This is a genomic window from Nonomuraea sp. NPDC003214 (assembly GCF_053590035.1).
Genome location: NZ_JBSFSX010000007.1, coordinates 571,773 through 592,356, shown reverse-complemented (window position 1 = coordinate 592,356; position 20,584 = coordinate 571,773). Strand labels below are relative to the sequence as shown.

The 20,584-nt window shown below is 74.2% G+C and carries 22 protein-coding genes; 11 read left to right on the top strand and 11 right to left on the bottom strand.

Translation table 11 applies throughout. The features are described from left to right. Window positions 1-119 precede the first annotated feature (119 nt). Complete coding sequence (locus tag ACWDXC_RS24815; protein WP_449985798.1) at window positions 120-899, bottom strand: ion channel; 780 nt, start codon at window positions 897-899, stop codon at window positions 120-122. Window positions 900-1,172: 273 nt separating this feature from the next. On the opposite strand from ACWDXC_RS24815, the gene ACWDXC_RS24810 reads away from it, so the two are divergent. Then, entirely contained in the window at window positions 1,173-1,886 is a 714-nt protein-coding gene (locus ACWDXC_RS24810) for a PaaI family thioesterase (protein ID WP_449985796.1), read from the top strand. 68 nt (window positions 1,887-1,954) lie between these two features. Here the strand turns inward: ACWDXC_RS24810 and ACWDXC_RS24805 are convergent, their stop codons facing one another. From ACWDXC_RS24805 to ACWDXC_RS24795, 3 genes are read right to left on the bottom strand one after another with little or no spacing between them, the layout of a single operon-like run. Further along, a complete protein-coding gene (locus ACWDXC_RS24805; protein ID WP_449985793.1) occupies window positions 1,955-3,607 on the bottom strand; it encodes an ABC transporter permease in 1,653 nt (550 codons plus the stop codon). Beyond that, window positions 3,604-4,491 (bottom strand): ATP-binding cassette domain-containing protein, encoded by an 888-nt coding sequence (locus ACWDXC_RS24800; protein WP_449985790.1) that lies wholly within the window; start codon window positions 4,489-4,491, stop codon window positions 3,604-3,606. The genes ACWDXC_RS24805 and ACWDXC_RS24800 overlap by 4 nt, the downstream gene beginning before the upstream one ends. Next, entirely contained in the window at window positions 4,484-5,098 is a 615-nt protein-coding gene (locus ACWDXC_RS24795; RefSeq protein ID WP_449985787.1) for a TetR/AcrR family transcriptional regulator, read from the bottom strand. Before ACWDXC_RS24795 ends, ACWDXC_RS24800 begins: the two co-directional genes overlap by 8 nt. A 91-nt stretch (window positions 5,099-5,189) precedes the next feature. Between ACWDXC_RS24795 and ACWDXC_RS24790 the strand changes: the two genes are divergently transcribed. Next, complete coding sequence (locus ACWDXC_RS24790) at window positions 5,190-5,918, top strand: type 1 glutamine amidotransferase (protein ID WP_449985784.1); 729 nt, start codon at window positions 5,190-5,192, stop codon at window positions 5,916-5,918. Here ACWDXC_RS24790 and ACWDXC_RS24785 read toward each other — a convergent pair. Then, window positions 5,896-6,480 carry an HXXEE domain-containing protein gene (locus ACWDXC_RS24785; protein ID WP_449985781.1) on the bottom strand — a complete coding sequence of 195 codons (585 nt, stop codon included), beginning with the start codon at window positions 6,478-6,480 and terminating at the stop codon, window positions 5,896-5,898. The genes ACWDXC_RS24790 and ACWDXC_RS24785 overlap by 23 nt on opposite strands. Before the next feature lie 81 nt (window positions 6,481-6,561). Here ACWDXC_RS24785 and ACWDXC_RS24780 point away from each other — a divergent pair, with 81 nt between their 5' ends. From ACWDXC_RS24780 to ACWDXC_RS24770, 3 genes are read left to right on the top strand one after another with little or no spacing between them, the layout of a single operon-like run. Further along, window positions 6,562-9,555, top strand: coding sequence for a bifunctional [glutamine synthetase] adenylyltransferase/[glutamine synthetase]-adenylyl-L-tyrosine phosphorylase (locus ACWDXC_RS24780; RefSeq protein ID WP_449985778.1), 2,994 nt, complete (start codon window positions 6,562-6,564; stop codon window positions 9,553-9,555). A 33-nt stretch (window positions 9,556-9,588) separates the two neighbouring features. Next, complete coding sequence (locus ACWDXC_RS24775) at window positions 9,589-10,611, top strand: hypothetical protein (RefSeq protein ID WP_449985775.1); 1,023 nt, start codon at window positions 9,589-9,591, stop codon at window positions 10,609-10,611. Between the two features lies 1 nt (window position 10,612). Continuing rightward, window positions 10,613-11,161 carry a GNAT family N-acetyltransferase gene (locus ACWDXC_RS24770; RefSeq protein WP_449985772.1) on the top strand — a complete coding sequence of 183 codons (549 nt, stop codon included), beginning with the start codon at window positions 10,613-10,615 and terminating at the stop codon, window positions 11,159-11,161. Here ACWDXC_RS24770 and ACWDXC_RS24765 read toward each other — a convergent pair. After that, window positions 11,128-11,982, bottom strand: a complete 855-nt coding sequence (locus ACWDXC_RS24765) for a LysR family transcriptional regulator (protein WP_449985770.1) — start codon at window positions 11,980-11,982, stop codon at window positions 11,128-11,130. The genes ACWDXC_RS24770 and ACWDXC_RS24765 overlap by 34 nt on opposite strands. 84 nt (window positions 11,983-12,066) lie before the next feature. Here ACWDXC_RS24765 and ACWDXC_RS24760 point away from each other — a divergent pair, with 84 nt between their 5' ends. The 3 genes from ACWDXC_RS24760 to ACWDXC_RS24750 all read left to right on the top strand — a co-directional run bounded on the left by ACWDXC_RS24760 (window position 12,067) and on the right by ACWDXC_RS24750 (window position 14,471). Then, window positions 12,067-13,419, top strand: coding sequence for an MFS transporter (locus tag ACWDXC_RS24760; RefSeq protein WP_449985767.1), 1,353 nt, complete (start codon window positions 12,067-12,069; stop codon window positions 13,417-13,419). Window positions 13,420-13,491: 72 nt separating this feature from the next. Beyond that, window positions 13,492-13,929: a BP74-related protein gene (locus ACWDXC_RS24755; protein WP_449985764.1), complete on the top strand. Its 438-nt coding sequence runs from the start codon at window positions 13,492-13,494 to the stop codon at window positions 13,927-13,929. Between the two features lie 188 nt (window positions 13,930-14,117). Beyond that, window positions 14,118-14,471 carry a hypothetical protein gene (locus ACWDXC_RS24750; protein ID WP_449985761.1) on the top strand — a complete coding sequence of 118 codons (354 nt, stop codon included), beginning with the start codon at window positions 14,118-14,120 and terminating at the stop codon, window positions 14,469-14,471. Window positions 14,472-14,651: 180 nt separating this feature from the next. On the opposite strand, the gene ACWDXC_RS24745 is transcribed toward ACWDXC_RS24750, so the two are convergent. The 3 genes from ACWDXC_RS24745 to ACWDXC_RS24735 form a co-directional block, all read right to left on the bottom strand. After that, complete coding sequence (locus tag ACWDXC_RS24745; protein ID WP_449985758.1) at window positions 14,652-14,960, bottom strand: hypothetical protein; 309 nt, start codon at window positions 14,958-14,960, stop codon at window positions 14,652-14,654. A 195-nt stretch (window positions 14,961-15,155) separates the two neighbouring features. Next, a complete protein-coding gene (gene glnA / locus ACWDXC_RS24740) occupies window positions 15,156-16,580 on the bottom strand; it encodes a type I glutamate--ammonia ligase (protein ID WP_219516471.1) in 1,425 nt (474 codons plus the stop codon). Window positions 16,581-16,664: 84 nt separating this feature from the next. Next, entirely contained in the window at window positions 16,665-17,045 is a 381-nt protein-coding gene (locus ACWDXC_RS24735) for a hypothetical protein (RefSeq protein WP_219516462.1), read from the bottom strand. Between ACWDXC_RS24735 and ACWDXC_RS24730 the strand changes: the two genes are divergently transcribed. From ACWDXC_RS24730 to ACWDXC_RS24720, 3 genes are read left to right on the top strand one after another with little or no spacing between them, the layout of a single operon-like run. Beyond that, window positions 17,044-17,505, top strand: coding sequence for an RDD family protein (locus tag ACWDXC_RS24730; protein WP_219516452.1), 462 nt, complete (start codon window positions 17,044-17,046; stop codon window positions 17,503-17,505). The genes ACWDXC_RS24735 and ACWDXC_RS24730 overlap by 2 nt on opposite strands. A gap of 60 nt (window positions 17,506-17,565) precedes the next feature. Beyond that, window positions 17,566-18,162 carry a TetR/AcrR family transcriptional regulator gene (locus ACWDXC_RS24725; RefSeq protein WP_449985824.1) on the top strand — a complete coding sequence of 199 codons (597 nt, stop codon included), beginning with the start codon at window positions 17,566-17,568 and terminating at the stop codon, window positions 18,160-18,162. After that, window positions 18,159-19,103: a hypothetical protein gene (locus tag ACWDXC_RS24720; protein ID WP_449985754.1), complete on the top strand. Its 945-nt coding sequence runs from the start codon at window positions 18,159-18,161 to the stop codon at window positions 19,101-19,103. The genes ACWDXC_RS24725 and ACWDXC_RS24720 overlap by 4 nt, the downstream gene beginning before the upstream one ends. Here ACWDXC_RS24720 and ACWDXC_RS24715 read toward each other — a convergent pair. Further along, entirely contained in the window at window positions 19,084-19,857 is a 774-nt protein-coding gene (locus ACWDXC_RS24715; RefSeq protein WP_449985751.1) for a class I SAM-dependent methyltransferase, read from the bottom strand. The genes ACWDXC_RS24720 and ACWDXC_RS24715 overlap by 20 nt on opposite strands. After that, window positions 19,857-20,537 (bottom strand): DUF4191 domain-containing protein, encoded by a 681-nt coding sequence (locus ACWDXC_RS24710; RefSeq protein WP_449985749.1) that lies wholly within the window; start codon window positions 20,535-20,537, stop codon window positions 19,857-19,859. Before ACWDXC_RS24710 ends, ACWDXC_RS24715 begins: the two co-directional genes overlap by 1 nt. Window positions 20,538-20,584 lie beyond the last annotated feature (47 nt).

The window sequence follows — 20,584 nt, the reverse complement described above, 5'->3', positions numbered from 1 at the left end:
AGCACGTCTTCGACTTCTTCCTGCGCAACAAGCGCTCGGAGTGGCGCGAATACCGGCGCCACGTCACCGAGTTCGAGCTGGGCCGCTACCTGCCGGTCCTGTAGGCGCGGGCGGGCCGGTCAGCGGTCGCCCAGGCGCTCGGTGAGGGCCGCCAGCTCCTCGCGCAGCCGGCCCAGCTCGCCGACCGCCTGCCGCAGCTCGCCGAGCTCGCGCCGCATCCCGGCCAGCTCCTCCAGCGCCTGCTTCAGCTCGGCCTCGCTGCGCCGCTCCGCCGCCGCGCTCGCCTGGAAGCGCTCCACGAACCAGGAGGCGATGGCCGCGGTCACGACGCCCAGCAGCGCGATGCCCGCCGTCATCAGGCCCGCCGCCACCAGCCTGCCCTCCGGGGTGACGGGGAAGCGGTCGCCGTAGCCGACGGTGGTCATCGTCGTCAGCGCCCACCACAGCGCGTCGCCGATCGTCTTGATGTTGCCGTCGGCGTGCGAGCGCTCGATGTCGAGCACCGCGACGCTGCCGACCAGCGCCAGGAACAGCGCCGTGCCGCTCACGTACACGACCGCGCGCACGCGCAGCGGCAGCCTCACCCGGGCCGCGACCACCTGGAGCAGCAGCAGCGCCCGCAGCAGCCAGAGCGGGCGCAGCATCGGCAGCAGCACCACCACCAGGGCGGGCACGTTGCGCACCACGAACCGCAGCCGGCGCGGCGCGAGCGCCAGCCGCACCGCGTAGTCCAGCGCGAACAGCGCCCACGCGGCGACCTGGACGTACCACAGGACGCGGTCGGCCCCCGGAGGCAGGGCCGGCACGACGACCGGCAGCGCCCAGCTCGCCAGGAAGCAGACGCCGATGGCCAGGAGCGCAGGTCCGGTGCGTCGTTCCCAGAGGGTCAGCCGGTCCATGCGGGCCAGTCTGCCGGGTGCCGGGCGCGGTACAGAACGTGACCATTGTCACTTCGGCCCGGAAGTCGTGTGGGAACGCCGGGCCCGCCGTATCTTTTAGCGATCACCTGAACCGTTCCACGCGGGGGAGTGGGGAAGTTCGTGTGGGTTTGTTGCGTTATGTCGTAGCGCAGGCCCCGGGTGCTGGTAGATCAATGCTTCCAGTAAAATCGGCCTGTTCTAAATGATATTTCTGGACTTAACGCCCTTAGTGGCGATATTGGAGGGTGTGGCATGACGACGGCTGCCCTGCAGACCGTGCTGACCGTTCCCGAGCGCTTCCGGGGCCCCGCGGGTGTCGCCAACGGCGGCTGGCTGGCCGGAACCCTCGCCGACGCGCTCAACGGCAAACGATCGGCGGTCGAGGTCACGCTGCACGCCCCCACGCCCCTCGACAGCGAGCTGCGCCTGGAGCACGTCGCCAACACCGTCTCCCTCTACGACGGGGACAAGCTGCTCGTCGAGGCCATCCCCGTGGCCGAGGACGTGCCCGCGCCGCCGTTCGTCGCCTTCACCGAGGCGGCCCGCGCCGAGGCCGGCTTCGCCGGGCACCGCGGCCACGCCTTCCCCGAGTGCTTCGCCTGCGGCCTGCGCGAGCCCGGCGACGGCCTGCGCATCTTCCCCGGCACGGTGGACGGCGACGGCCTCGTCGCGGCCGGCTGGCGGGTGCCGTTCACGGTCGCGGACGAGGACGGCGTCCCCGCCTCGATCGTCGCCGCCGCCCTCGACTGCGTCACCGGCTGGGCCCACTTCCAGCCCGGCGAGTCCGCCCTGCTCGGCCGCCTGGCCGTCCAGTTCCACCGCGATGTCATCCCCGGCGGCGCCTACTCGGTCGTCGGCCGCGCCACCGGCCGCGAGGGCCGCAAGCTGTTCGGCGAGAGCGCCGTGTACGAGGTGGACGGCACCCTCGTCGCCGCCGCCCAGGCCACCTGGATCACGCCCCGCTAGCACGCCCGTCCGGTCCGCCCCCGTCGGCCGGGGGCGGACCGGAACGAGACCGCCGGATGCCGGCCGGGTCAGCCGAGATCGCGGCGGCGCATCCCGGCGAGCCCGGCCGCCGCGAGCGCCGCGGCCACCGCCGTCAGCCCGAGCGGCGACGCCGGGCTGACGGGAACGCCCAGCAACGCCTTCGGCACGTGCGAGAACGGCGACAGGCCCAGCACCCCCTCGCCCACCCGCCCGAACTCGAAGGCCAGCTCCACCAGCAGGAACGCGCCCAGCGCGGCCCACGCGACCGCCACCGCGCGCGGCGCCAGGCCCAGCAGCGCCACCGCCAGCCCCGCCACCACCCAGACGGCCGGCAGCCAGAGCAGCGCGGCGCCCGCCATCGCGGGCACCTGGCCGCCGACGTCCCCGAGGCTGATCCCGTACGTGAGCCCCATCGTGAGCCCCGCCGCGCCGAGCATGAGCACCGGCCCCGCCACGGCGAACGCCACGTGCGCCGCCGCCCAGCGCACCCGGCTCGCCGGGGTGGACAGCAGCAGCTCGGCCGCCCCGTCACGTTCCTCGGCGCGCGGCCGGAGCGCCGCCGTCACGGCGTAGCCGGACACCGCCTGGCTCAGCACCAGCAGGCTGAACGTGAACAGCGCGTCCGCGCCGGAGAACACGTCGCCGAGCTGCCCTCGCGTCCCCGCGCCCGCGCCGCCGAGCAGGGCGCCCACCACGGCGCTCGCCGCGGTCCAGGCCAGCATCGCGCCCCGGTGCGTCCGCCACGCCAGCCCGAACGGCCCGCGCAGCGCCGCCCCGGCCTCGTCCGGTCCGGGCCGGGGTCGCAGCACCCCGGCGGCCAGGTCCCGCTGCGCGGCCAGCGCGAACGCCAGCCCGGCGGCCACGGCAGCGAACCCGGCGAACAGCCCCAGCACCCACCACCGGTCCCCGGCGAAGGCCAGGCTGAGCCGCGCCCACCCGAACGGCGACAACCACGCCACCCCGAAGCCCCCCGCCATGCCCTCCGCCATGCCGCCAGCCGGGCCGCCCGCCGGATCGCCCGCCGGGCCGCCTGCCATGCCGCCCGCCGGGTCACCTGCCGTTCCGCTCGTGCCGTACGTCTGCACGTCGCCGGCGGCCCTCAGCAGGAACAGCGCCGCGAGCGCCGCGAAGGCCAGGCCGCGGGCCGCGCCCGCCCCGGCCGTGAGCTGGGCCGCCACGGCGGCGACCGCGCCCGCGGCCACCCCCGCCCCCGCCGTCGAGAGCCCGAGCAGCACCGACCCCGCCACCGGCAGCCCCGCAGCCACCAGCCCGGCGGCGATGAGCGCACCGGAGACGAGGTTCGCCCCCGCCACCACGCACAGCACGGCCGCGAGCCCGGCGTGCCGCCCGACCGCCGCCGAGCCGACCAGCTCCCGGCGGCCCGCCTCCTCCTCGGCGCGCGAGTGCCGGACCACCACCAGCACGCTCGCCAGCGCCGCGATCAGCGCGGACGACATGCCCGCGCCCCACGCCACGACCCCGCCCGCCGTCGGCGCGTACACGGCGCCGCGCATCGCGACCTGGGCGGCGTTGCCCATCGCCTCGGCGGCGTAGCGGTGCAGCGCCTCCGCCGTCGTGTAGAGGGCCGACGCCCCGGCGGCCACCGAGTACGGCACCAGCGCCGCCACCGCCAGCCACACCGGCAGCAGCAGCCGGTCGCGCCGCAGGACGAGCCTGATCAGCGCGCCGAGCCCGGTCATCGCCGCACCTCGTAGTGGCGCAGGAACAGCTCCTCCAGCGTGGGCGGCCGGCTGTCGAGCGAGCGGACCCCGTACCCGGTGAGCGCCCGCAGCAGCCCGTCGAGCGCGCCCGCGTCGGCCTGGCAGCGCACCCGGGTGCCCTCGACGCTCAGGTCGTGCACCCCCGGCAGCCCGCCGAGGCCGCCGGGCGGGCTCGCCAGCTCGGCGGAGACGGACGTGCGCGACAGGTGGCGCAGCTCGGCCAGCGTGCCGCTCTCCACGGCGCGTCCCGAGCGGATGATCGTCACCCGGTCGCAGAGCGTCTCCACCTCGGCCAGGATGTGGCTCGACAGCAGCACGGTCACGCCGCGATCGCGCGCCTCGGCCACGCGTTCCTGGAAGACGGCCTCCATGAGCGGGTCCAGCCCGGTGGTGGGCTCGTCGAGCACGAGCAGGTCCACGGCCGAGGCGAGCGCGGCGACCAGGGCGACCTTCTGCCGGTTGCCCTTGGAGTAGGCGCGCCCGCGCTTGGCGGGGTCGAGCTCGAAGGCGTCGATCAGCTCGGCGCGGCGGCGCGGGTCGAGGCCGCCGCGCAGCCTGCCGAGCAGGTCGATGGTCTCCCCGCCGGACAGGTTCGGCCAGAGCGTGACGTCGCCCGGCACGTACGCCAGCCGCCGGTGCAGCTCGACCGCGTCGCGCCACGGGTCGCCGCCGAGCAGCCGCACGGTGCCGCCGTCGGCCCTGAGCAGGCCGAGGAGGATCCGCAGCGTGGTGGTCTTGCCCGCGCCGTTGGGTCCGAGGAAGCCGTGCACCTCGCCCGGGCGCACGGTCATGGTGAGCCCGTCGAGCGCCTGGGCCCGGCCGAACGACTTGCGCAGCTCCTCGATCCGCAGCACGTCACCCATCGCCGTCCTCCCGCGTGCCGGCCAGGCCCTCGCGTGCCCGGTCGACGAGGTCCCGGCCGACGAACTCGGGGGAGACGGCGTCGAGCATGGCCGCGCCGATGCGCGCCATCGTCGCGGGCGCGAACGCGTCGGCCTCCAGCGTGCGGGTCAGGTGCTCGTGCAGCACGTAGACGCCGAGCCGCATGGCGGTGAAGACGGCGGCGCGCCCGCGCGGGTCGGGCCCGCCGTGCAGGTTCTCCTCGGTGACCTTGACGAGCTGGTCGAAGATGGCCGCCGCCGCGGGCGAGCCGTCGACCAGGGCGCGGCCGAGGTAGCGCACGACCGGCGGGGAGCCGGCCCACGCCTGCTGCATGTACGCGGGGTCCTCCAGGCCGCCCTCGCCGACCGCGCGCTCGACCTGTTCCTTGATGTACGCCACCACGTGGGCGTCGCAGGCGTCGCGCAGGCCCTCCTTGGAGCCGAAGTGGTGCTGGACCAGGCCCAGTGACACGCCGGCCCGTTCGGCGATCGCGCGCAGGCTCGCGCCCTTCACGCCGTGCTCGCCGAAGTGGGCCAGGGCCGCGTCCCTGATGCGGGCCCTGGCGGTCAGATCTTCTGTTGGTCGCATGTATTGCCACCCATACGCTTGTCCGGTGAACAAGTCGAATGTATGGTCCGGGTGATGTCGAGCGCAAGATTGTCCGGCACAATCCTGAAATATGCGCATCACCGTGATCGAGCACGAGGCCGACGCCGGGCTCGGCTACCTGGGCCGCTGGCTGGACCTCCCCTGTGACGTCGTCCGGCCGTACCGGGGAGAGCCCGTGCCCGAAGCCGCCGCGGACGGGCTCGTCGTGCTCGGCGGCGAGGCCGCCGCCTGGGAGGACGAGCGCTGGCCCTGGCTGCCCGCCACCCGCGAGCTGCTGCGCCGCTCGGTCGCCGACGCCACCCCCACGCTGGCCGTCTGCCTGGGCGCCCAGCTCCTCACCCTGGCCTGCGGCGGCACGGTCGAGCGCGGCGGCAACGGGCTGGAGGCCGGCGTGTCCGAGCTGACCGCCCTGCCGCAGGCCGCCTCCGACCCCCTCTTCGCCGGGATCGCCGCGCGGCCCGGCCCGGTGCCGGCCGTCCAGTACCACGGCGACGCGATGACGCGCCTGCCCGACGGCGCGGTGCCGCTGATGACCGGCGCCCAGTACCCCAACCAGGCGTACCGGCTCGGCCCGGCGGCCTGGGCGGTGCAGTTCCACCCCGAGGCGACGCCGGACATCTTCGCCTCCTGGACGGCCGCCACCGGCCTGGAGTCCGCCGGCCGCCTCGACGAGCAGGTGCGCGCCGCCGCCCCCGCCCTGGAGTCGGCCTGGCGCCCGCTGGCCGAGGCTTTCACCGCGACGATCCGCGCGGCCGCCCGTCAGGGCGTGGGCGACCTCAGAACCAGCGATCGCGGCTGAACCGCCGCCGCACCCGCGCCCCGGGAGCGGGGCCATTGCCGGGGCCATCAGCGGGGTGGCGGGCGGCGACGGCGTGGGCGACCGCGTGGACGCCCCCCAGCAGCAGCGGGAACGCCGCCAGCCCCGCCCAGCTCTTCGCCCCGCCCGCGACGGGCACGCCGGACGCCTTGAGCCGGCGCCACGCCCACACCGAGAACGGGATCACCACCAGCGGCGACGTCACCACGCCCGGCGTGTAGCCGCGCGTGGCGGCGGCCTGGGCGAGGTGCACCACCCCGTGTGCGCCGAAGCCCAGCAGCGCCGTCTGGAAGGTGGCGCTGCGCCCGCCGGTGCGCGCCCCCAGCGCCGACGCGCCCGCCATCACGCCGCCCATGAGCCCGATGGCCACGTTGACGTGCCGCTGCGACACCTCCAGGCGCTCCCACGGCACGCCCGGGAACCGCTTCTCCAGCCGGGGCCTGGCCGCCCGCGCCCAGCCGGCCATGGTGGCCAGCTCCTCCGCGTCGTGCACCATCCAGGCCGCGAGCAGCCCCCACGTCACCGTCGCCGGCACCCTCTCCACGTCCGCCCCCCTTCACAAAACACAACGCAACGTTGCGTTGCAGTCTAGGCCGCCCCGGTCCGGGCCTGTCAAGATGGAGGGGTGCCCAGGATCGAGTCCACCGCCGCGCGCCTCGCCAAGCTCGGATTCGCCGACGGAGCCACGGCGGCGCGGCTCGTCCAGCAGGCCCCCGCCGACCTCACCGACCTGCTCGACGCGCTCGTCGGGGTCGCCGACCCCGACCTGGCGCTGGCCTCGCTCGCCCGGCTCGCCGAGAGCGACCCGGGCGCCCTCGACCGGCTCCGCGCCGACGCCCGGCTCCGCGAGCGCGTCCTGGCCGTCCTCGGCGTCAGCGCCGCCCTGGGCGATCACCTCGTACGCCACCCCGCCCACCTCGACCTGCTGGCCACGCCCCGCCCGGACGATCCCCGCACGGCGCTCCTCGACGCCGTGGGCGCCCGCGCCGATCTCCAGCGGCCCGTGGCCGGACGGGACGACGCCCTGGTCGCGTTGCGCGTCGCCTACCGGGGACGGCTGGCGCACCTGGCCGCCCGCGACCTGACCAGGGAGGCGTCCCAGGCCGAGGTGACCGCGGAGCTGTCCGACCTGGCCGGGGCCGCGCTGGAGGCGGCGCTGGCCGTGGCACGCGCCGAGGTCGGCGAGGGCGGTGAGGTCGGCGAGACCGGCGAGACCGGGGAGATCAGCGCGGGCGGCGAGGGTGACGTGCGCCTGGCCGTGATCGGGATGGGCAAGTGCGGCGCCCGGGAGCTCAACTACATCAGCGACGTCGACGTGATCTTCGTGGCCGAGCCGCGCGAGGGCGCCGACGAGACCAAGGCGCTGCGCACCGCCACCCGGCTCGCGCAGGCCATGATGCGCGCCTGCTCGACCGCCACCCCCGAGGGCGCGCTGTGGGAGGTGGACGCCGGGCTGCGGCCCGAGGGCAGGTCAGGCCCGCTGGTGCGGACCCTGGCCAGCCACCTGGCCTACTACCGGCGCTGGGCCAAGACGTGGGAGTTCCAGGCCCTGCTGAAGGCCCGGCCGGTGGCGGGCGACCTGGAGCTGGGCGCCGCGTACGTGGAGGCGGTCAACGAGCTCGTCTGGTCGGCCGCCACCCGGGAGAACTTCGTCGAGGACGTCCAGGCGATGCGCCGCCGCGTGGAGGCGCACGTCAAGACGGAGGGCGAGCGCCAGATCAAGCTCGGGCCGGGCGGGCTGCGCGACATCGAGTTCGCGGTGCAGCTCCTCCAGCTCGTGCACGGCCGGCTCGACCCGCTGCTGCGCCGCCGGGCGACGCTGCCGGCGCTGGCCGCGCTCTCGCGGGGCGGCTACGTGGGGCGCGACGACTCGCGCGGGCTGGCCGAGGCGTACACGTTCCTGCGCCAGGTCGAGCACCTGCTGCAGCTTCACCGGCTGCGGCGCACCCACGTGCTGCCGGAGGACCCGGCCGACCTGCGCCGGCTCGGCCGGGCGCTCGGCATGCAGGCCGACCCGGTGGGGGAGTTCACCCAGCGCTGGCGGCGCCACGCCCGGGAGGCGCGGCGGCTGCACGAGAAGCTGTTCTACCGGCCGCTGCTCCAGGCGGTGGCCCGGCTGCCGGAGTCGGAGGCCAGGCTGTCGCCGTCGGCGGCGGCGGCCCGCCTGTCGGCCCTCGGGTTCGTCGACCCGGAGGGCGCGCTGCGCCACATCGCCGCGCTGACCGCCGGGGTGTCCAGGCGGGCGGCGATCCAGCGGACGCTGCTGCCGGTCATGCTCGGCTGGTTCGCCGACACGCCCGACCCCGACGCCGGGCTGCTCGGCTTCCGGCAGGTGAGCGACAAGCTCGGCACCACGCCGTGGTACCTGCGGCTGCTGCGCGACGAGACGGCCGTGGCCGCCCGGATGGCGCGGGTGCTGGGCACCAGCCGCTACGCCGCCGGGCTGCTCATGCACGCCCCCGACGCGGTCGCGCTGCTCGGCAGCGACGACGACCTGGCCCCCCGGCCGCCGGAGTCGCTGCTCGGCGAGGCGTCGGCGGCCGTCTCCCGCTACGGCGACGACGCCGAGACGGCCGTGGCCGCGGTGCGGGCGCTGCGCCGCCGCGAGCTGTTCCGCACCGCCGTCGCCGACGTGTCGGGGCTGGCCGACATCGAGCAGGTCGGGGCCGCGCTGTCGGCGCTCAACGACGTGACGATCCGGGCCGCGCTCGGCGCCGCGCTCGGCAAGGTCGAGGCCGAACGCCGCGGCCCGCTCCCCACCCGGTTCGCGGTCATCGCGATGGGCCGGCTCGGCGGCATGGAGTCGTCCTACGCCAGCGACGCCGACGTGATGTTCGTGCACCGGCCGCTGCCCGGCGCCGACGAGCGCGAGGCCACCGACGCCGCCCACGCCGTCGCCAACGAGCTGCGCCGGCTGCTGTCGCTGCCCGCCCCCGACCCGCCCCTGCACATCGACCCCGACCTGCGCCCCGAGGGCAGGCAGGGCCCGCTCGTGCGCACGCTCGCCTCCTACGGCGCCTACTACGCGCGCTGGTCGGCGCCGTGGGAGGCGCAGGCGCTGCTGCGCGCCCGCTTCTCGGCCGGCGACGCCGAGGTCGGCGCCGCCTTCACCGCGATGGTGGACGAGCTGCGCTACCCCGCCGGCGGGCTCACCGGCGAGGCCGTACGCCACATCAGGCGGCTCAAGGCGCGCATGGAGGCCGAACGGCTGCCGCGCGGCGCCGACCCCGCGCTGCACACCAAGCTCGGCCCCGGCGGGCTGTCGGACGTCGAGTGGGTGGCGCAGCTCCTGCAGCTCCGGCACGCCGGTGACACGCCGTCGCTGCGCACCACCCGCACGCTGGAGGCGCTGCGCGCCGCCGTCGCCGCGGGGCTGCTCGACGCCGCCGACGAGGCCGTGCTCGGCGAGGCGTGGCGGTGCGCCTCCCGCGTCCGCGACGCGATCATGCTGGTCAAGGGGCGGCCCGGCGACAGCGTGCCCGCCGACGCGCGCGAACGCCGCCTGCTCGCCCAGGCGCTCGGCTACCCGCCCGACGGCTCGGAGGACTTCCTCGACGACTACCGCCGCGTCACCCGCCGCGCCCGCCAGGTCGTCGAGCGCGTCTTCTACGAAGGTTGACACCCCCCGAGGCCCAGGGTGTAAGTATCAGAGGTGTTATCCGCCTACGTTGATCTCGCCCTCGGCCTCGTGCTGTCGTTCCTGCTGCTGTCGCTGCTGGTCAGCGGGCTGAACGAGGCGGTCGTCCGGGTCCTGTCGATCCGCAGCAAGTTCCTGTGGGCCTACCTGCGCGACACCCTCGACGGCGCCGACGCGCGCGGCAGGTCGTGGCTGCCGGGCCGGGTGCGCGACGTCTTCGCGGCGCTGCCGTTCGCCCGCGACCCCAGGCCCGCGCACGACCCGAAGCCGGCGCCCGCCGAGTCGGCCGAGGTTCCGGCGAGCGACGGCGGCGGCGCCCTGACGAGCCTGCTGTACGAGCGCGTCCGCGAGATCGACCACCCCAAACGGGGCCGCACCAGCATCTCCAACCTGCCGCCCGGCCGCTTCTCCGTGGCGGTCATGGAGATGGCCGCCCGTGAGCCCGGCGGCGTCGAAGGGCTGCTGGAGAAGCTCAAGGCCATGGGCAGCCCGCTGTACGGCCACCTCAACGGCGTGTGGGAGAGCGCCCAGCGCGACCTCGACCGGTTCCGGCAGGGCGTGGAGACCTGGTTCGACAGCGAGATGCAGCGGCTGTCGATGCTCTACAAGCGCTACGTCAAATGGGTGGTGACCGCGCTGGGGCTGCTGGTGACGCTGCTGTTCACCATGGACGGCCTGGAGTACGGCAAGACGCTGCTGCGCGACAACGCCTTCCGCGCCTCGGTGACCGCCGTGTCCGGGCCCGAGGCGTACCAGGAGCTCAAGGCCCGCTGCGAGCAGGCCGACCCGGTGGGCTGCATCACCGACACGCTCAGCGAGCCGGCGCTGGTCAAGCTGTTCGACCACGCGATCGTCAGCGTGTCGATCCCGGCCGAGGGCGACCCGTCGGTGCACTGGAACGGCGGCCTGTGGTGGGACCGGCTCACCACCCCGAGCCACTGGCCCGGCTTCCTGCTGACGTACGTGGCGCTGCTGTTCGGGGCGCCGTTCTGGTGGGACGTCCTGCGGCGGATCACCGGCATCCGGTCGCGGCGTTAGCATGCCGGACGTGGAGACCGAACGTCTGATCATGCGCAGGTGGCGCGAGGGCGACCGTGAGCCGTTCGCGGCGCTCAACGCCGACCCCGAGGTCATGGAGCACTTCCCGGCCACGCTGAGCCGGGCCGAGAGCGACGCCTTCGCCGACAAGATCGAGCAGCGCTTCGACGAGCACGGCTACGGGCTGTGGGCGCTGGAGGTGCGGGAGAGCGGCGAGTTCATCGGGTTCACCGGGCTGGCGCTGCAGACGTTCGACGCGCCGTTCCTGCCCGCGGTGGAGATCGGCTGGCGGCTGGCCAGGAAGGCGTGGGGCCACGGCTACGCCATCGAGGCCGCCCGCCGGGCCGCCGCCCACGCCTTCGGCGAGGCCGGGCTGACGGAGATCATCTCCATGACGGCCCTGACCAACACCCGTTCCCAGGCGGTGATGCGGCGGCTCGGGATGACCCGCGACCACTCGTGCGACTTCGAGCACCCGAGCGTCCCCGAGGGCAGCCCGCTGCGCCCGCACGTCCTCTACCGGCTCAGGAGCGGCTCGCTCATCGCGTAGAGCACGTCGCGCAGCGTCTCCTCCCGGCCGCGCGGCCAGACCAGCCGCAGCGCCAGCCGATCCGCCGGCCGGTGCACCCCTGACGTGAGCGGCACCAGCGCGCCCGACGCCAGGTCGTCCTCGACGGCGAAGTCCGGCAGCAGCGCCCTGCCGAAGCCCCGCCTGGCCCACTCGCGGGCCGTGGCGACGCTGGTCAGCTCCCGGCGCGGGCCCGTCACCCCCGGCAGCCGGTCGGCGGCCAGCCGGATCGAGCAGCCGGGCGCGGAGACGAGCAGCGGGTCGCGGTCGCCGTCCGGGGCCGCGACCAGCAGCAGCTCGACCTCGCCCACGTCGGCGAAGTCCAGGTCCGGCGGCGCGTCGAAGCCCAGCGTGCCCACGGCCGGGCCCGCGTCGAGCAGCAGCGCCGCGTCCACGCCGCCGCCCGCCAGCTCGGCCAGCAGCGCCTGCCGGGGCAGCGACCGCACCTGCACGTCCAGGTCGGGCCGGCGCTCCGACAGGCGGCGCACCACGGCGGGCAGCCGGGTGGCCGCCAGCATCTCCAGCGCCCCCACCGTGACCCGCCGCCGCGCGCCCGTGACCGCGCGCCGCACCTCCTCGGCATGGTCGAGCAGCGCCTGCGCCCGGCCGAGCAGCTCCGTGCCGTGGCCGGTCAGGCGCATCCCGCGCGGCGTCCGCTCGAACAACGACACCCCGAGCCCCGCCTCCAGCCTGCGCACCTGTTCAGACACCGACGCCGGAGCCAGCCCGAGCCCGTGCGCGGCCCCGGTGACCGTGCCCGCCCCGGCCACCGCTACGAAGCATCGCAAATGACGCAGATCCACGATGCCGAGCATACGGTCCGCCCGAACGCGCCCCACGGTCCCGGCTGTTGAGCGCGCCCCCGGCCCGCCCGCAGGCTGGCCCGCATGAAGCTCCTCGGGGTCTGCCTCGCCTACTTCCTCGTCCTGCTGGACACCACCGTGCTCACCATCGCCCTGCCCGACCTGCGCGCGTCCCTCGGCGGATCGGTCGCCGGACAGCAGTGGGCCGTCAACGCCTACACCGTCGCCTTCGCGGCCACCCTCCTCACCGGCGGGGCCGTCGCCGACCGCCACGGGGCCGCCCGGGTGTTCAGGGCGGGCGTGGCCGCGTTCGGGCTGCTCTCCCTGGCATGCGCCGCCGCGCCCGCGCTCGGCGTGCTCGTCGGCGCGCGGGCGGCGCTCGGCGTGGCGGGCGCGCTCTGCGTGGGCGGCTCGCTCGGCCTGCTCGCCGAGCTGTACCCGTCGCCGGCCGCGCGGGCGCGCGCCACCGGCGTGTGGGCCGCCGCCACCGGCACCGCCCTCGCCGCCGGGCCGCTCCTCGGCGGCCTGCTCGTGGAGCTGGCCGGGTGGCGGGCGGTGTTCCTGGTGAACGCCCCGCTCGCCGCCCTCGGCCTGCTCGCCCTCCGCGGCGTACGCTCCCCGGCGGGACGGCGGCCGGTCGCCTGGGCGGCCCAGGCGGCGGCCTGCCTGACGCTCGCCCTCCTCGCTCACGCCGCCACCACCCGCTCCACCGCCGCCCTCGCCGCCGCCGCGGCCCTCCCTCTGGCAACCCTGCTGGTACGGCGGGGCGTCGCGTCGGCGTGGGCCGGACGGCGGGACGTCGTATCGGAGCGGGCTGGGCGGAGTCGCGTCGCGTCGGCGTGGGCCGGACGGCGGGATGTCGGGCCGGGGGCCGGTGCGGCGCCTCCGGGGCTGGTCAAGGCGGTGTGGCCGGAGCTGGTGGCCGGGGCGGCGGCGAACTTCGCGTTCGCGGGCGCCCTGTTCGTCCTCACCCTGTTCCTTCAGGACGTGCGCCACCTGACCCCGATGGCCGCCGGGCTGGCGTTCCTGCCGCTGACGCTGCCCATGACCGTCAACCCGCTGCTCACCGGCCGGATCGTCGCCCGCTACGGGGCCCGCCCGCCGATCCTGGCCGGGCTGGCGCTCCTCACGGCGGGCCTGGCGGGCCTGGCGCTGACGGACGCGCTCGCACCCTGGCTCCTGGTGACCGGCACGGGGCTGTCGCTGTGCCTGCCCGCCCTGGTCGCGGGCGTGATCGCGGGCGCCCCGCCCGGCACGGCGGGCACCGCCGGCGGCGTCCTCAACGCCGCCCGCCAGGCCGGCGCCACCCTCGGCGTCGCGGCCCTGGCCGGCCTCGCCCGGCCCCTGCTCGCCGCCGCCCTCCTGACGGCCGCCACCGCCGCCTGCTACGCCCTGGCAGGCCACGTACGGGCTCGCCGGCAGGCATGGCAGAACTGACCACCCGGTGACTGTCACTCTAAGCACTCGTATAACTACTTTGAGTGACGCAACGACTACCGGGAGGCACCCATGCCCAGCATCACCCGCAAGATCGGCGTCATGTCCGCCACCGCAGCGCTCGCCGTCCTCACCGCGGCGGCTCCGGCCACCGCGCTCCAGGCCGCGCCGGCGTACTTCACGATGACCGACATCACCCGTCAGCAGTTCGTCGTCCAGCTCACCGACCCCGCCGACATCCAGCACGCCCGCGACCTGCTGAGCGGCGCGACCGACGAGCGGCCGCACCTCCTTGGCCGGATCGACAAGCGCACCGCCTCCTACAACCCCCGCTGGAGCTACCACTTCCGCCCCGAGACCGTCGACTTCTTCGACGTGGCCATCGAGGTGTGCGACGCCAGCATCCCGTACGTCGAGGACCACCTGGACGAGGCGGGTGGCGCGTTCCTGCCCGGCCTCGTCTGGTGCCCGTGGAGCTCCCGCCTGGTGAACGAGATCACCGCGCCGTAGCGGCGGCGTCCGGGGTTCCGCCGCGTCGACGGCGGAACCCCGGCGTGCGAGCGTCTCCGCGTGCCCTGCGCGTCACGGAGCAGGAACGTCAGAGTCATGTAACTCTGTGTTGTCTGATCGCTACTCTCCGTTGTTGAGTGAGGTGTCTGCCTCCGCAGGCATGCCGACACACAGCAAAGGAGTCCCCCATGACGACCCGCCTCCGCAAAGCCGCCGGGCTGCTGCTGGCCACGGCGACCGCCGCCGCCGGTCTGGCCCTGCCTGCCGCCGCAGCCCAGGCCGCCGCGCCGATTCCCTGCCCGAAGATCATCGGGGTGGTCTGCGCCCAGACCGCGGAGGGCGAGCTGAAATTCTTCATGGTGGACCAGCCCTCCATCGTCCCGCCCGTCGTCCGGGCGGTGAGCCAGGACACGGACCCGTGGTGCTTCTACGCGGAGCCGGACTACAACGGCGAGCGCCGCGAAGTCTCCCCGTGGGAGCTCGTCGAGGACTTCGGCTTCGACGTCCACTCGGCCAGGCGCGGTCAGTGCACGTGGTCGTGAACCCTGCGCCCCTGACCTGAGGCGCCATCCGGGCCCCGGGGGTGAACCCGCCGTCCGCGCGTCGGTCCCGGGCCCCGGGCCCCGGTCGCCGCCGCGCCGGCCCGCGCGCCGCGTCTTCGGCAGGCCCAAAGGGGACGGCCCCCGCACGGGGTGCGGGGGCCGTTCTCGGGGGTCCGGGTGTCAGGGGTTGTCGTAGCCGATCCAGGTGATGTACCAGCCGTACTGCTGGGCGGTGGCCGGCGTGATCGCGCTGCCGTCCTTCCACTGGACGTAGACGCGGAACGAGGTGGCGGTGGGGGAGTAGACGGCGCTGGGGCCGACCAGGTTCCACTGGTTGCCGCCGGGGCCGGAGATGGACGTGACGTAGTGGGGGCGGCCGGAGAAGTGGGCGGAGGTGGTGTCGACGTCGATGAAGATGCCGTTGGCGCCGTAGGCTTTCCAGCCCTGGCCGGAGCTGGTCTGTCCGGCGGCGATGCGTGCAGTCGGCATGGAGGGTCCTTTCCCGATGGGGAGTGCTGTCACCATGAGTGTTCAATTGATTACTCTGGGTGTCTATGCACAGTTCCATGCCTCATCCGCCACCTATAACCCACTCCTGAGGAGCGGCGCCTCGTGCTATGCGGGGCGCGGACACGCGAACGACCCGGCGCCGCGATGCGATGCCGGGTCGTCCTGTCGCGCGTTCTAGCAGTCGTAGTAGAGCTCGAACTCGTGCGGGTGCGGGCGCAGGCGGATCGGGTCGACCTCGTTCTCGCGCTTGTAGGCCACCCACGTCTCGATCAGGTCGGGCGTGAAGACGCCGCCTTCGAGCAGGTAGTCGTGGTCGGCCTCGAGGGCGTTGAGCACGTCGGTCAGCGAGCCGGGCACCTGGGGCACCTGGCGGGCCTCCTCCGGCGGCAGCTCGTACAGGTCCTTGTCGACCGGCTCCGGCGGCTCGATCTTGTTGCGGATGCCGTCGATGCCCGCCATCAGCATGGCGGCGAACGCGAAGTACGGGTTGCACGACGGGTCGGGCACCCGGAACTCGATGCGCTTGGCCTTCGGGTTGGAGCCGGTGATCGGGATGCGGACGCAGGCCGACCGGTTGCGCTGCGAGTAGACCAGGTTGACCGGCGCCTCGTAGCCGGGGACCAGGCGGTGGTAGGAGTTGACCGTCGGGTTGGTGAACGCCAGCAGCGACGGCGCGTGCTTGAGCAGGCCGCCGATGTAGTAGCGGGCGGTGTCGGAGAGCCCGGCGTAGCCGACCTCGTCGTAGAACAGCGGCGAGCCGTCCTTCCACAGCGACTGGTGGCAGTGCATGCCGGACCCGTTGTCGCCGAAGATCGGCTTGGGCATGAACGTGACGGTGTGGCCGTACTCCTGGGCGGTGCTCTTGATGATGTACTTGTAGAGCATCAGGTTGTCGGCGGTCCGCAGCAGCGTGCCGAACTTGAAGTCGATCTCCGCCTGGCCCGCCGTGCCGACCTCGTGGTGCTGCATCTCGACGTCGATGCCGCACTCGATGAGGTTGCGGACCATCTCCGAGCGCAGGTCGGTGAAGTGGTCCATCGGGGGCACGGGGAAGTAGCCGCCCTTGTAGCGCGGCTTGTAGCCGAGGTTGCCGCCCTCGGTGGCCTTGCCGGTGTTCCAGGCGCCTTCGATGGAGTCGATGTAGTAGTAGCCGGCGTTGGCCTTCGTCTCGAAGCGGACGTCGTCGAAGATGTAGAACTCCGCCTCCGGCCCGAAGTAGACGGTGTCGGCGATGCCGGTGCCCTTGAGGTATTCCTCCGCCTTGCGGGCGACGTTGCGCGGGTCGCGGCTGTAGGCCTCGCCGGTCAGCGGGTCGTGCACGAAGAAGTTGATGTTGAGCGTCTTGTGCTGGCGGAACGGGTCGACCACGGCGCTGGACGGGTCCGGCAGGAGCAGCATGTCGGACTCGTGGATGGCCTGGAAGCCCCGGATCGACGAGCCGTCGAACATCAGGCCGTCGGTGAACACGCTGGCGCCGAAGTTCTCGACCGGGAAGGTGAAGTGGTGCGTCGTCCCCGGCAGGTCGGTGAACCTGACATCGACGAACTGCACCCCTTCGTCCCTGATGAACTTCAGGACGTCGTCGGCGGAGTTGAACACTCTCGAACCTCCCTGGGGACGGGCTATGAGCCCGACCGTAGGACGAGGCCGTTTCCGTACGGTGTCTCGATTGTTTCGCATGTGTTACGCGGGGTCGGAGGCCCCGTTCACGGACGGCGGGACGGTGAACGCGGGGGCGCTGCCGCGCGGCGGGGGCGGGGGAGCGGAGGTGAGCAGGTCGGGCCGGAAGGCCACGACCAGGCCGGCGGCGGCGATCACCGCGAGCACGGCCGCGGCGGCCAGCCACAGGCGGCGGCCCGGGTGCGGCTCCCCGGCCGCCTTGCTCGCCGCCGCCCTCATCCGGCGCCGCTCGTCCGCGCCGATCTGCGCGACCAGCTCGTTGAAGCGCGCGTCTAGGTCGTCCCCGTACGGCATGGCGTACATGATGGCCGTGAACGGCGGCGCGGTGAAGCGCGGGCAGGTCACGATCCAGGGCGCCCGCCCCGCCGGATACCTTTGAGTCATGAGCAGGAACGAGCCGCGCTGGACGCAGACCTGGCTGGGCGGCGTGCGCGCCGCCGGAGTCGACCTCGGCTACCCGGGGGAGCGGCTGGGGCTGCCGGAGGAGGGCAGCGGCGCGATCGCCGGGTGGGGCCGCAGGATCGCCGCCCTGGTGATCGACTGGATGATCTGCACCTGGGTGATCACGCAGTTGCTGCTGCGCACCGACCCGGCCCAGGCGCCGTGGCTGCCCGCCGTGGTGTTCGCCGCGCAGTATCTGGTGCTGGTGGGCGCCATGGGCCAGACGTTCGGCCACCGGCTGGCGGGCATCCGCGTGGCGGCGATGGACGGCGGCGACCCGCGCTGGGTGCCGGTGCTGGCGCGCACGGCGCTGCTCGCGCTGGCGATCCCGGCGCTGATCTTCGACCGCGACCACCGCGGCCTGCACGACCGGGCGTCCAACACGATGGTCGTCCGCATGTGACGACGAAAAACTTGTACCGGGTTTGAATTTGTACCCGGTACGGTTTACGCTGCCGTCGTGATGATGGCAGGGCTCAGGGAGCTCAAGAAGGAACGCACCCGGCGGCACCTCGCCGAGGTGGCGCTGCGGCTGTTCGACGAGCGCGGCTACGACGCGGTGACGGTCAACGAGATCGCCGAGGCGGCCGGCGTCGCCAAGGTGACGCTGTTCAACTACTTCCCGTCCAAGGACTGCCTGGTCCTCGACGGCGTGGCCGACGACACGGCGGCCGTCGTCGCCGGGCGGCCCGAGGGGCAGCCGCCGCTGACCGCGCTGCGCGAGCACTACCGGCGGGCGGCGGCCGGCGCGGTGGACGAGATCGACGTCGGCCACCTGCTCACCCAGGTGCGGGTGATCGCCGCGACCCCCGCGCTCATGGCCGGCGTCTACCAGGCTCACCTGGGCCGCCGTCACGAGCTGGCCGCCGCGCTGGCCGCCGACGTGGGGGAGGCGCTCGCGCCGCTGCTGGCCGGGCAGATCACCGCCGCCCTCACCACCCTCCAGGAGTCGTTCTTCCAGCGCCTGGCCGCCGGGACGCCGCTGGAGGAGGCGCGGCGGCTGCTGGCCGCCGACGTCGAGCTCGCCTTCGACCTCCTCGAGAACGGGATCAAGCAGTGAAGAAGGGCATCAACTACGACACCGGGTTCCTGCCCGAGCCGGGCCGCAGCCGCGTCCGCTTCGACCGCGACACCGCCCGCCGCGAGATGCGCGTGATCGCCGAGGAGCTGCACTGCACGGTGGTCCGCGTCTCCGGCGCCGACCCCGCCCGGCTCACCGTCGCCGCCGAGGAGGCCGCCGCGGCCGGGCTGGCGGTCTACTACGCGCCCTTCCCCGTCGACCTGCACCCGGGCGAGACGCTGGAACTGTACGCCGAGTCGGCCCGCCGGGCCGAGGCGCTGCGCCGCACCGGCGCCGAGGTGGTCCTGGTGACCGGCTGCGAGACCAGCGCCTTCGGCCACGGCTACCTGCCCGGCGCCACCTACGGCGCCCGCATGGCCGCCATGGGCGAGGCCGACGCCGCATGGTGGGCGACCACGGTCCCGCCCGTCGTCGCGCGGCTCGACGCGTTCCTCGCCGAGACGGCCGAGACGGTCAGGCCGCTGTTCGGCGGGCGGCTCACCTACGCCGCCGGGCCGTGGGAGTTCGTCGACTGGACGCCGTTCGACCTGGTCGGCGTCGACGCCTACCGCGCCGCCTACAACGCGGACGCCTTCCGCGACGAGATGCGCGCCCACTTCGGGCACGGCAAACCGGTCGTCGTCACCGAGTTCGGCACCTGCCCCTACCGGGGCGCCGCCGAGCGGGGCGGCTCGGCCTGGGCGGTCCCCGGCGACGCCGTGCCCGACGAGGGCGAGCAGGTCCGCTACCTGGAGGAGCTGCTCGGCGTGTTCGAGCAGGAGGGCGTCGAGACCGCGATGTGGTTCACGTTCGCCGGCTACACGAGGATCGGCGGCGCCGCCGACCTCGGCTCCTACGGCGTCGTCAGCATGCTCGACGAGACCCGCTGGCGGCCCCGCCAGGTCTTCCACGCCATGGCCGCTAGGTACGCGCGCAGCTGAAGATCGCCGTGCCCGGCAGGTGGCGGCCCCGCAGCGGGCTCCAGCCGCCCCACACCCGCTCGTGGCCCTCCGGCCACTCCGGCTCCAGCAGGCCCGTGAGGGCCAGCCCCGAGGCGACGACGAGGCCCACCCAGTCGCCCAAGGTCCGGTGGTGCTCGACGTAGCTGAGATTGCCGTCCTCGTCGTGCTCGGTGTAGGGCGAACGGTCGAAGTAGGAGCGGTCGGACGTCAGCCCGCGCGGGCCCGGATCGTCCGGGAACGCCCACCGGATCGGATGGCTGACCGAGAACACGAACCGCCCGCCCGGCACCAGCACCCGGCGCACCTCACGCAGCACCGCCAGCGGGTCGGCGACGAACGGCAGCGCCCCGAACGCCGAGCACGCCAGCTCGAAGCTCGCCGCGGCGAACGGCAGCGCCTCGGCGTCGGCCTGCACCAGCGGCACCGCCCGGCCGCCGGGAGCGCCGTCGAGGTCGATGCGCTGGGCGTGACGCAACTGGCGGTGCGACAGGTCGAACGCCGCCACCCGCGCCCCCTGGCCCAGCAGCCAGCGGGCGCACTGCGCCGCCCCGCAGCCGATCTCCAGCACCCGCCGCCCGCGCACGTCGCCGAGCAGCCGCGCGTCGGCCTCGTCGACGCCCTCGGGGCACCAGACGAAGCCGTCGTCGCGCAGGAAGTCGCCGTGCTCCAGCTGGTAGTCGTCGGCGTTGCCGTCCCACCAGCCCCGGTTGGCCCGCGACGAGGGTGAGATCACTAGCGCATCTTGGGGCCGCGCGGCATGCGGGCGCCCTTGGGCATCGGGCCCTTGGGCATCGGCATGTTCTTCGGCAGCGACCGCAGCCGGTCCTTGACCTCGTTGACGGCCGGCTTCTTCAGGTTGCGCGGCAGCTTCATCAGGTGCCGCTGCAGCTTGCCGAGCGGCACCTGGCCCTCGCCGTCACCGCACTGCACGTCGTAGATCTCGACGCCCAGCACCACCCGGGCGACCCGCTTCTTCTCCGCCGCCAGCATCCGGGCCACCCGGTTGCCGGGACCCTCCGACACCAGCACGACGCCCGGATAGCCGACCACCATGTGGATCAGGTCCTGGTCACGGTTGACCGCGATGGCGGGGGTGACCTGCCAGTTGCCGCGCATGCCCTGCAGCACCGCGGCGGCCGCGCCGGTCTGGCCGTGCAGGATCGAATACTGGGCCCGCTGCGCGAGCTGCCCGAACACCACCAGGCCGACCGTGAAGGCGGCCAGGATGCCCAGGAACACGGAATACCACAGGTAGTCCGTGACCAGGCCGATCACGACGACCACAGCCAGCGTGCCCACCGCCGAGAGGAAGACGATCGGCATCCCCTTGGGATTGGCCTGCTTGATGATCTGCGCGATCATGCGGAGCTGCTTGATGCGCCCCGGCTTATCTGGGTCCTCGGACTTCGCCATGCAAGGAAGGATACAAACGAACCGGACAAGTACGGGAACCCGGCAGG

Excerpts from the sequence above, each read along its gene's own strand:
- ACWDXC_RS24750 (WP_449985761.1), top strand. The coding sequence starts at position 14,118 with ATGACGACCCGCCTCCGCAAAGCCGCCGGGCTGCTGCTGGCCACGGCG.
- ACWDXC_RS24735 (WP_219516462.1), bottom strand. The coding sequence starts at position 17,045 with ATGACTCAAAGGTATCCGGCGGGGCGGGCGCCCTGGATCGTGACCTGC.
- ACWDXC_RS24795 (WP_449985787.1), bottom strand. The coding sequence starts at position 5,098 with ATGCGACCAACAGAAGATCTGACCGCCAGGGCCCGCATCAGGGACGCG.
- ACWDXC_RS24805 (WP_449985793.1), bottom strand. The coding sequence starts at position 3,607 with ATGACCGGGCTCGGCGCGCTGATCAGGCTCGTCCTGCGGCGCGACCGG.
- ACWDXC_RS24745 (WP_449985758.1), bottom strand. The coding sequence starts at position 14,960 with ATGCCGACTGCACGCATCGCCGCCGGACAGACCAGCTCCGGCCAGGGC.
- ACWDXC_RS24755 (WP_449985764.1), top strand. The coding sequence starts at position 13,492 with ATGCCCAGCATCACCCGCAAGATCGGCGTCATGTCCGCCACCGCAGCG.
- ACWDXC_RS24710 (WP_449985749.1), bottom strand. The coding sequence starts at position 20,537 with ATGGCGAAGTCCGAGGACCCAGATAAGCCGGGGCGCATCAAGCAGCTC.
- ACWDXC_RS24730 (WP_219516452.1), top strand. The coding sequence starts at position 17,044 with ATGAGCAGGAACGAGCCGCGCTGGACGCAGACCTGGCTGGGCGGCGTG.
- ACWDXC_RS24810 (WP_449985796.1), top strand. The coding sequence starts at position 1,173 with ATGACGACGGCTGCCCTGCAGACCGTGCTGACCGTTCCCGAGCGCTTC.
- ACWDXC_RS24725 (WP_449985824.1), top strand. The coding sequence starts at position 17,566 with ATGATGGCAGGGCTCAGGGAGCTCAAGAAGGAACGCACCCGGCGGCAC.
- ACWDXC_RS24770 (WP_449985772.1), top strand. The coding sequence starts at position 10,613 with ATGCCGGACGTGGAGACCGAACGTCTGATCATGCGCAGGTGGCGCGAG.
- ACWDXC_RS24790 (WP_449985784.1), top strand. The coding sequence starts at position 5,190 with ATGCGCATCACCGTGATCGAGCACGAGGCCGACGCCGGGCTCGGCTAC.
- ACWDXC_RS24815 (WP_449985798.1), bottom strand. The coding sequence starts at position 899 with ATGGACCGGCTGACCCTCTGGGAACGACGCACCGGACCTGCGCTCCTG.
- ACWDXC_RS24760 (WP_449985767.1), top strand. The coding sequence starts at position 12,067 with ATGAAGCTCCTCGGGGTCTGCCTCGCCTACTTCCTCGTCCTGCTGGAC.
- ACWDXC_RS24800 (WP_449985790.1), bottom strand. The coding sequence starts at position 4,491 with ATGGGTGACGTGCTGCGGATCGAGGAGCTGCGCAAGTCGTTCGGCCGG.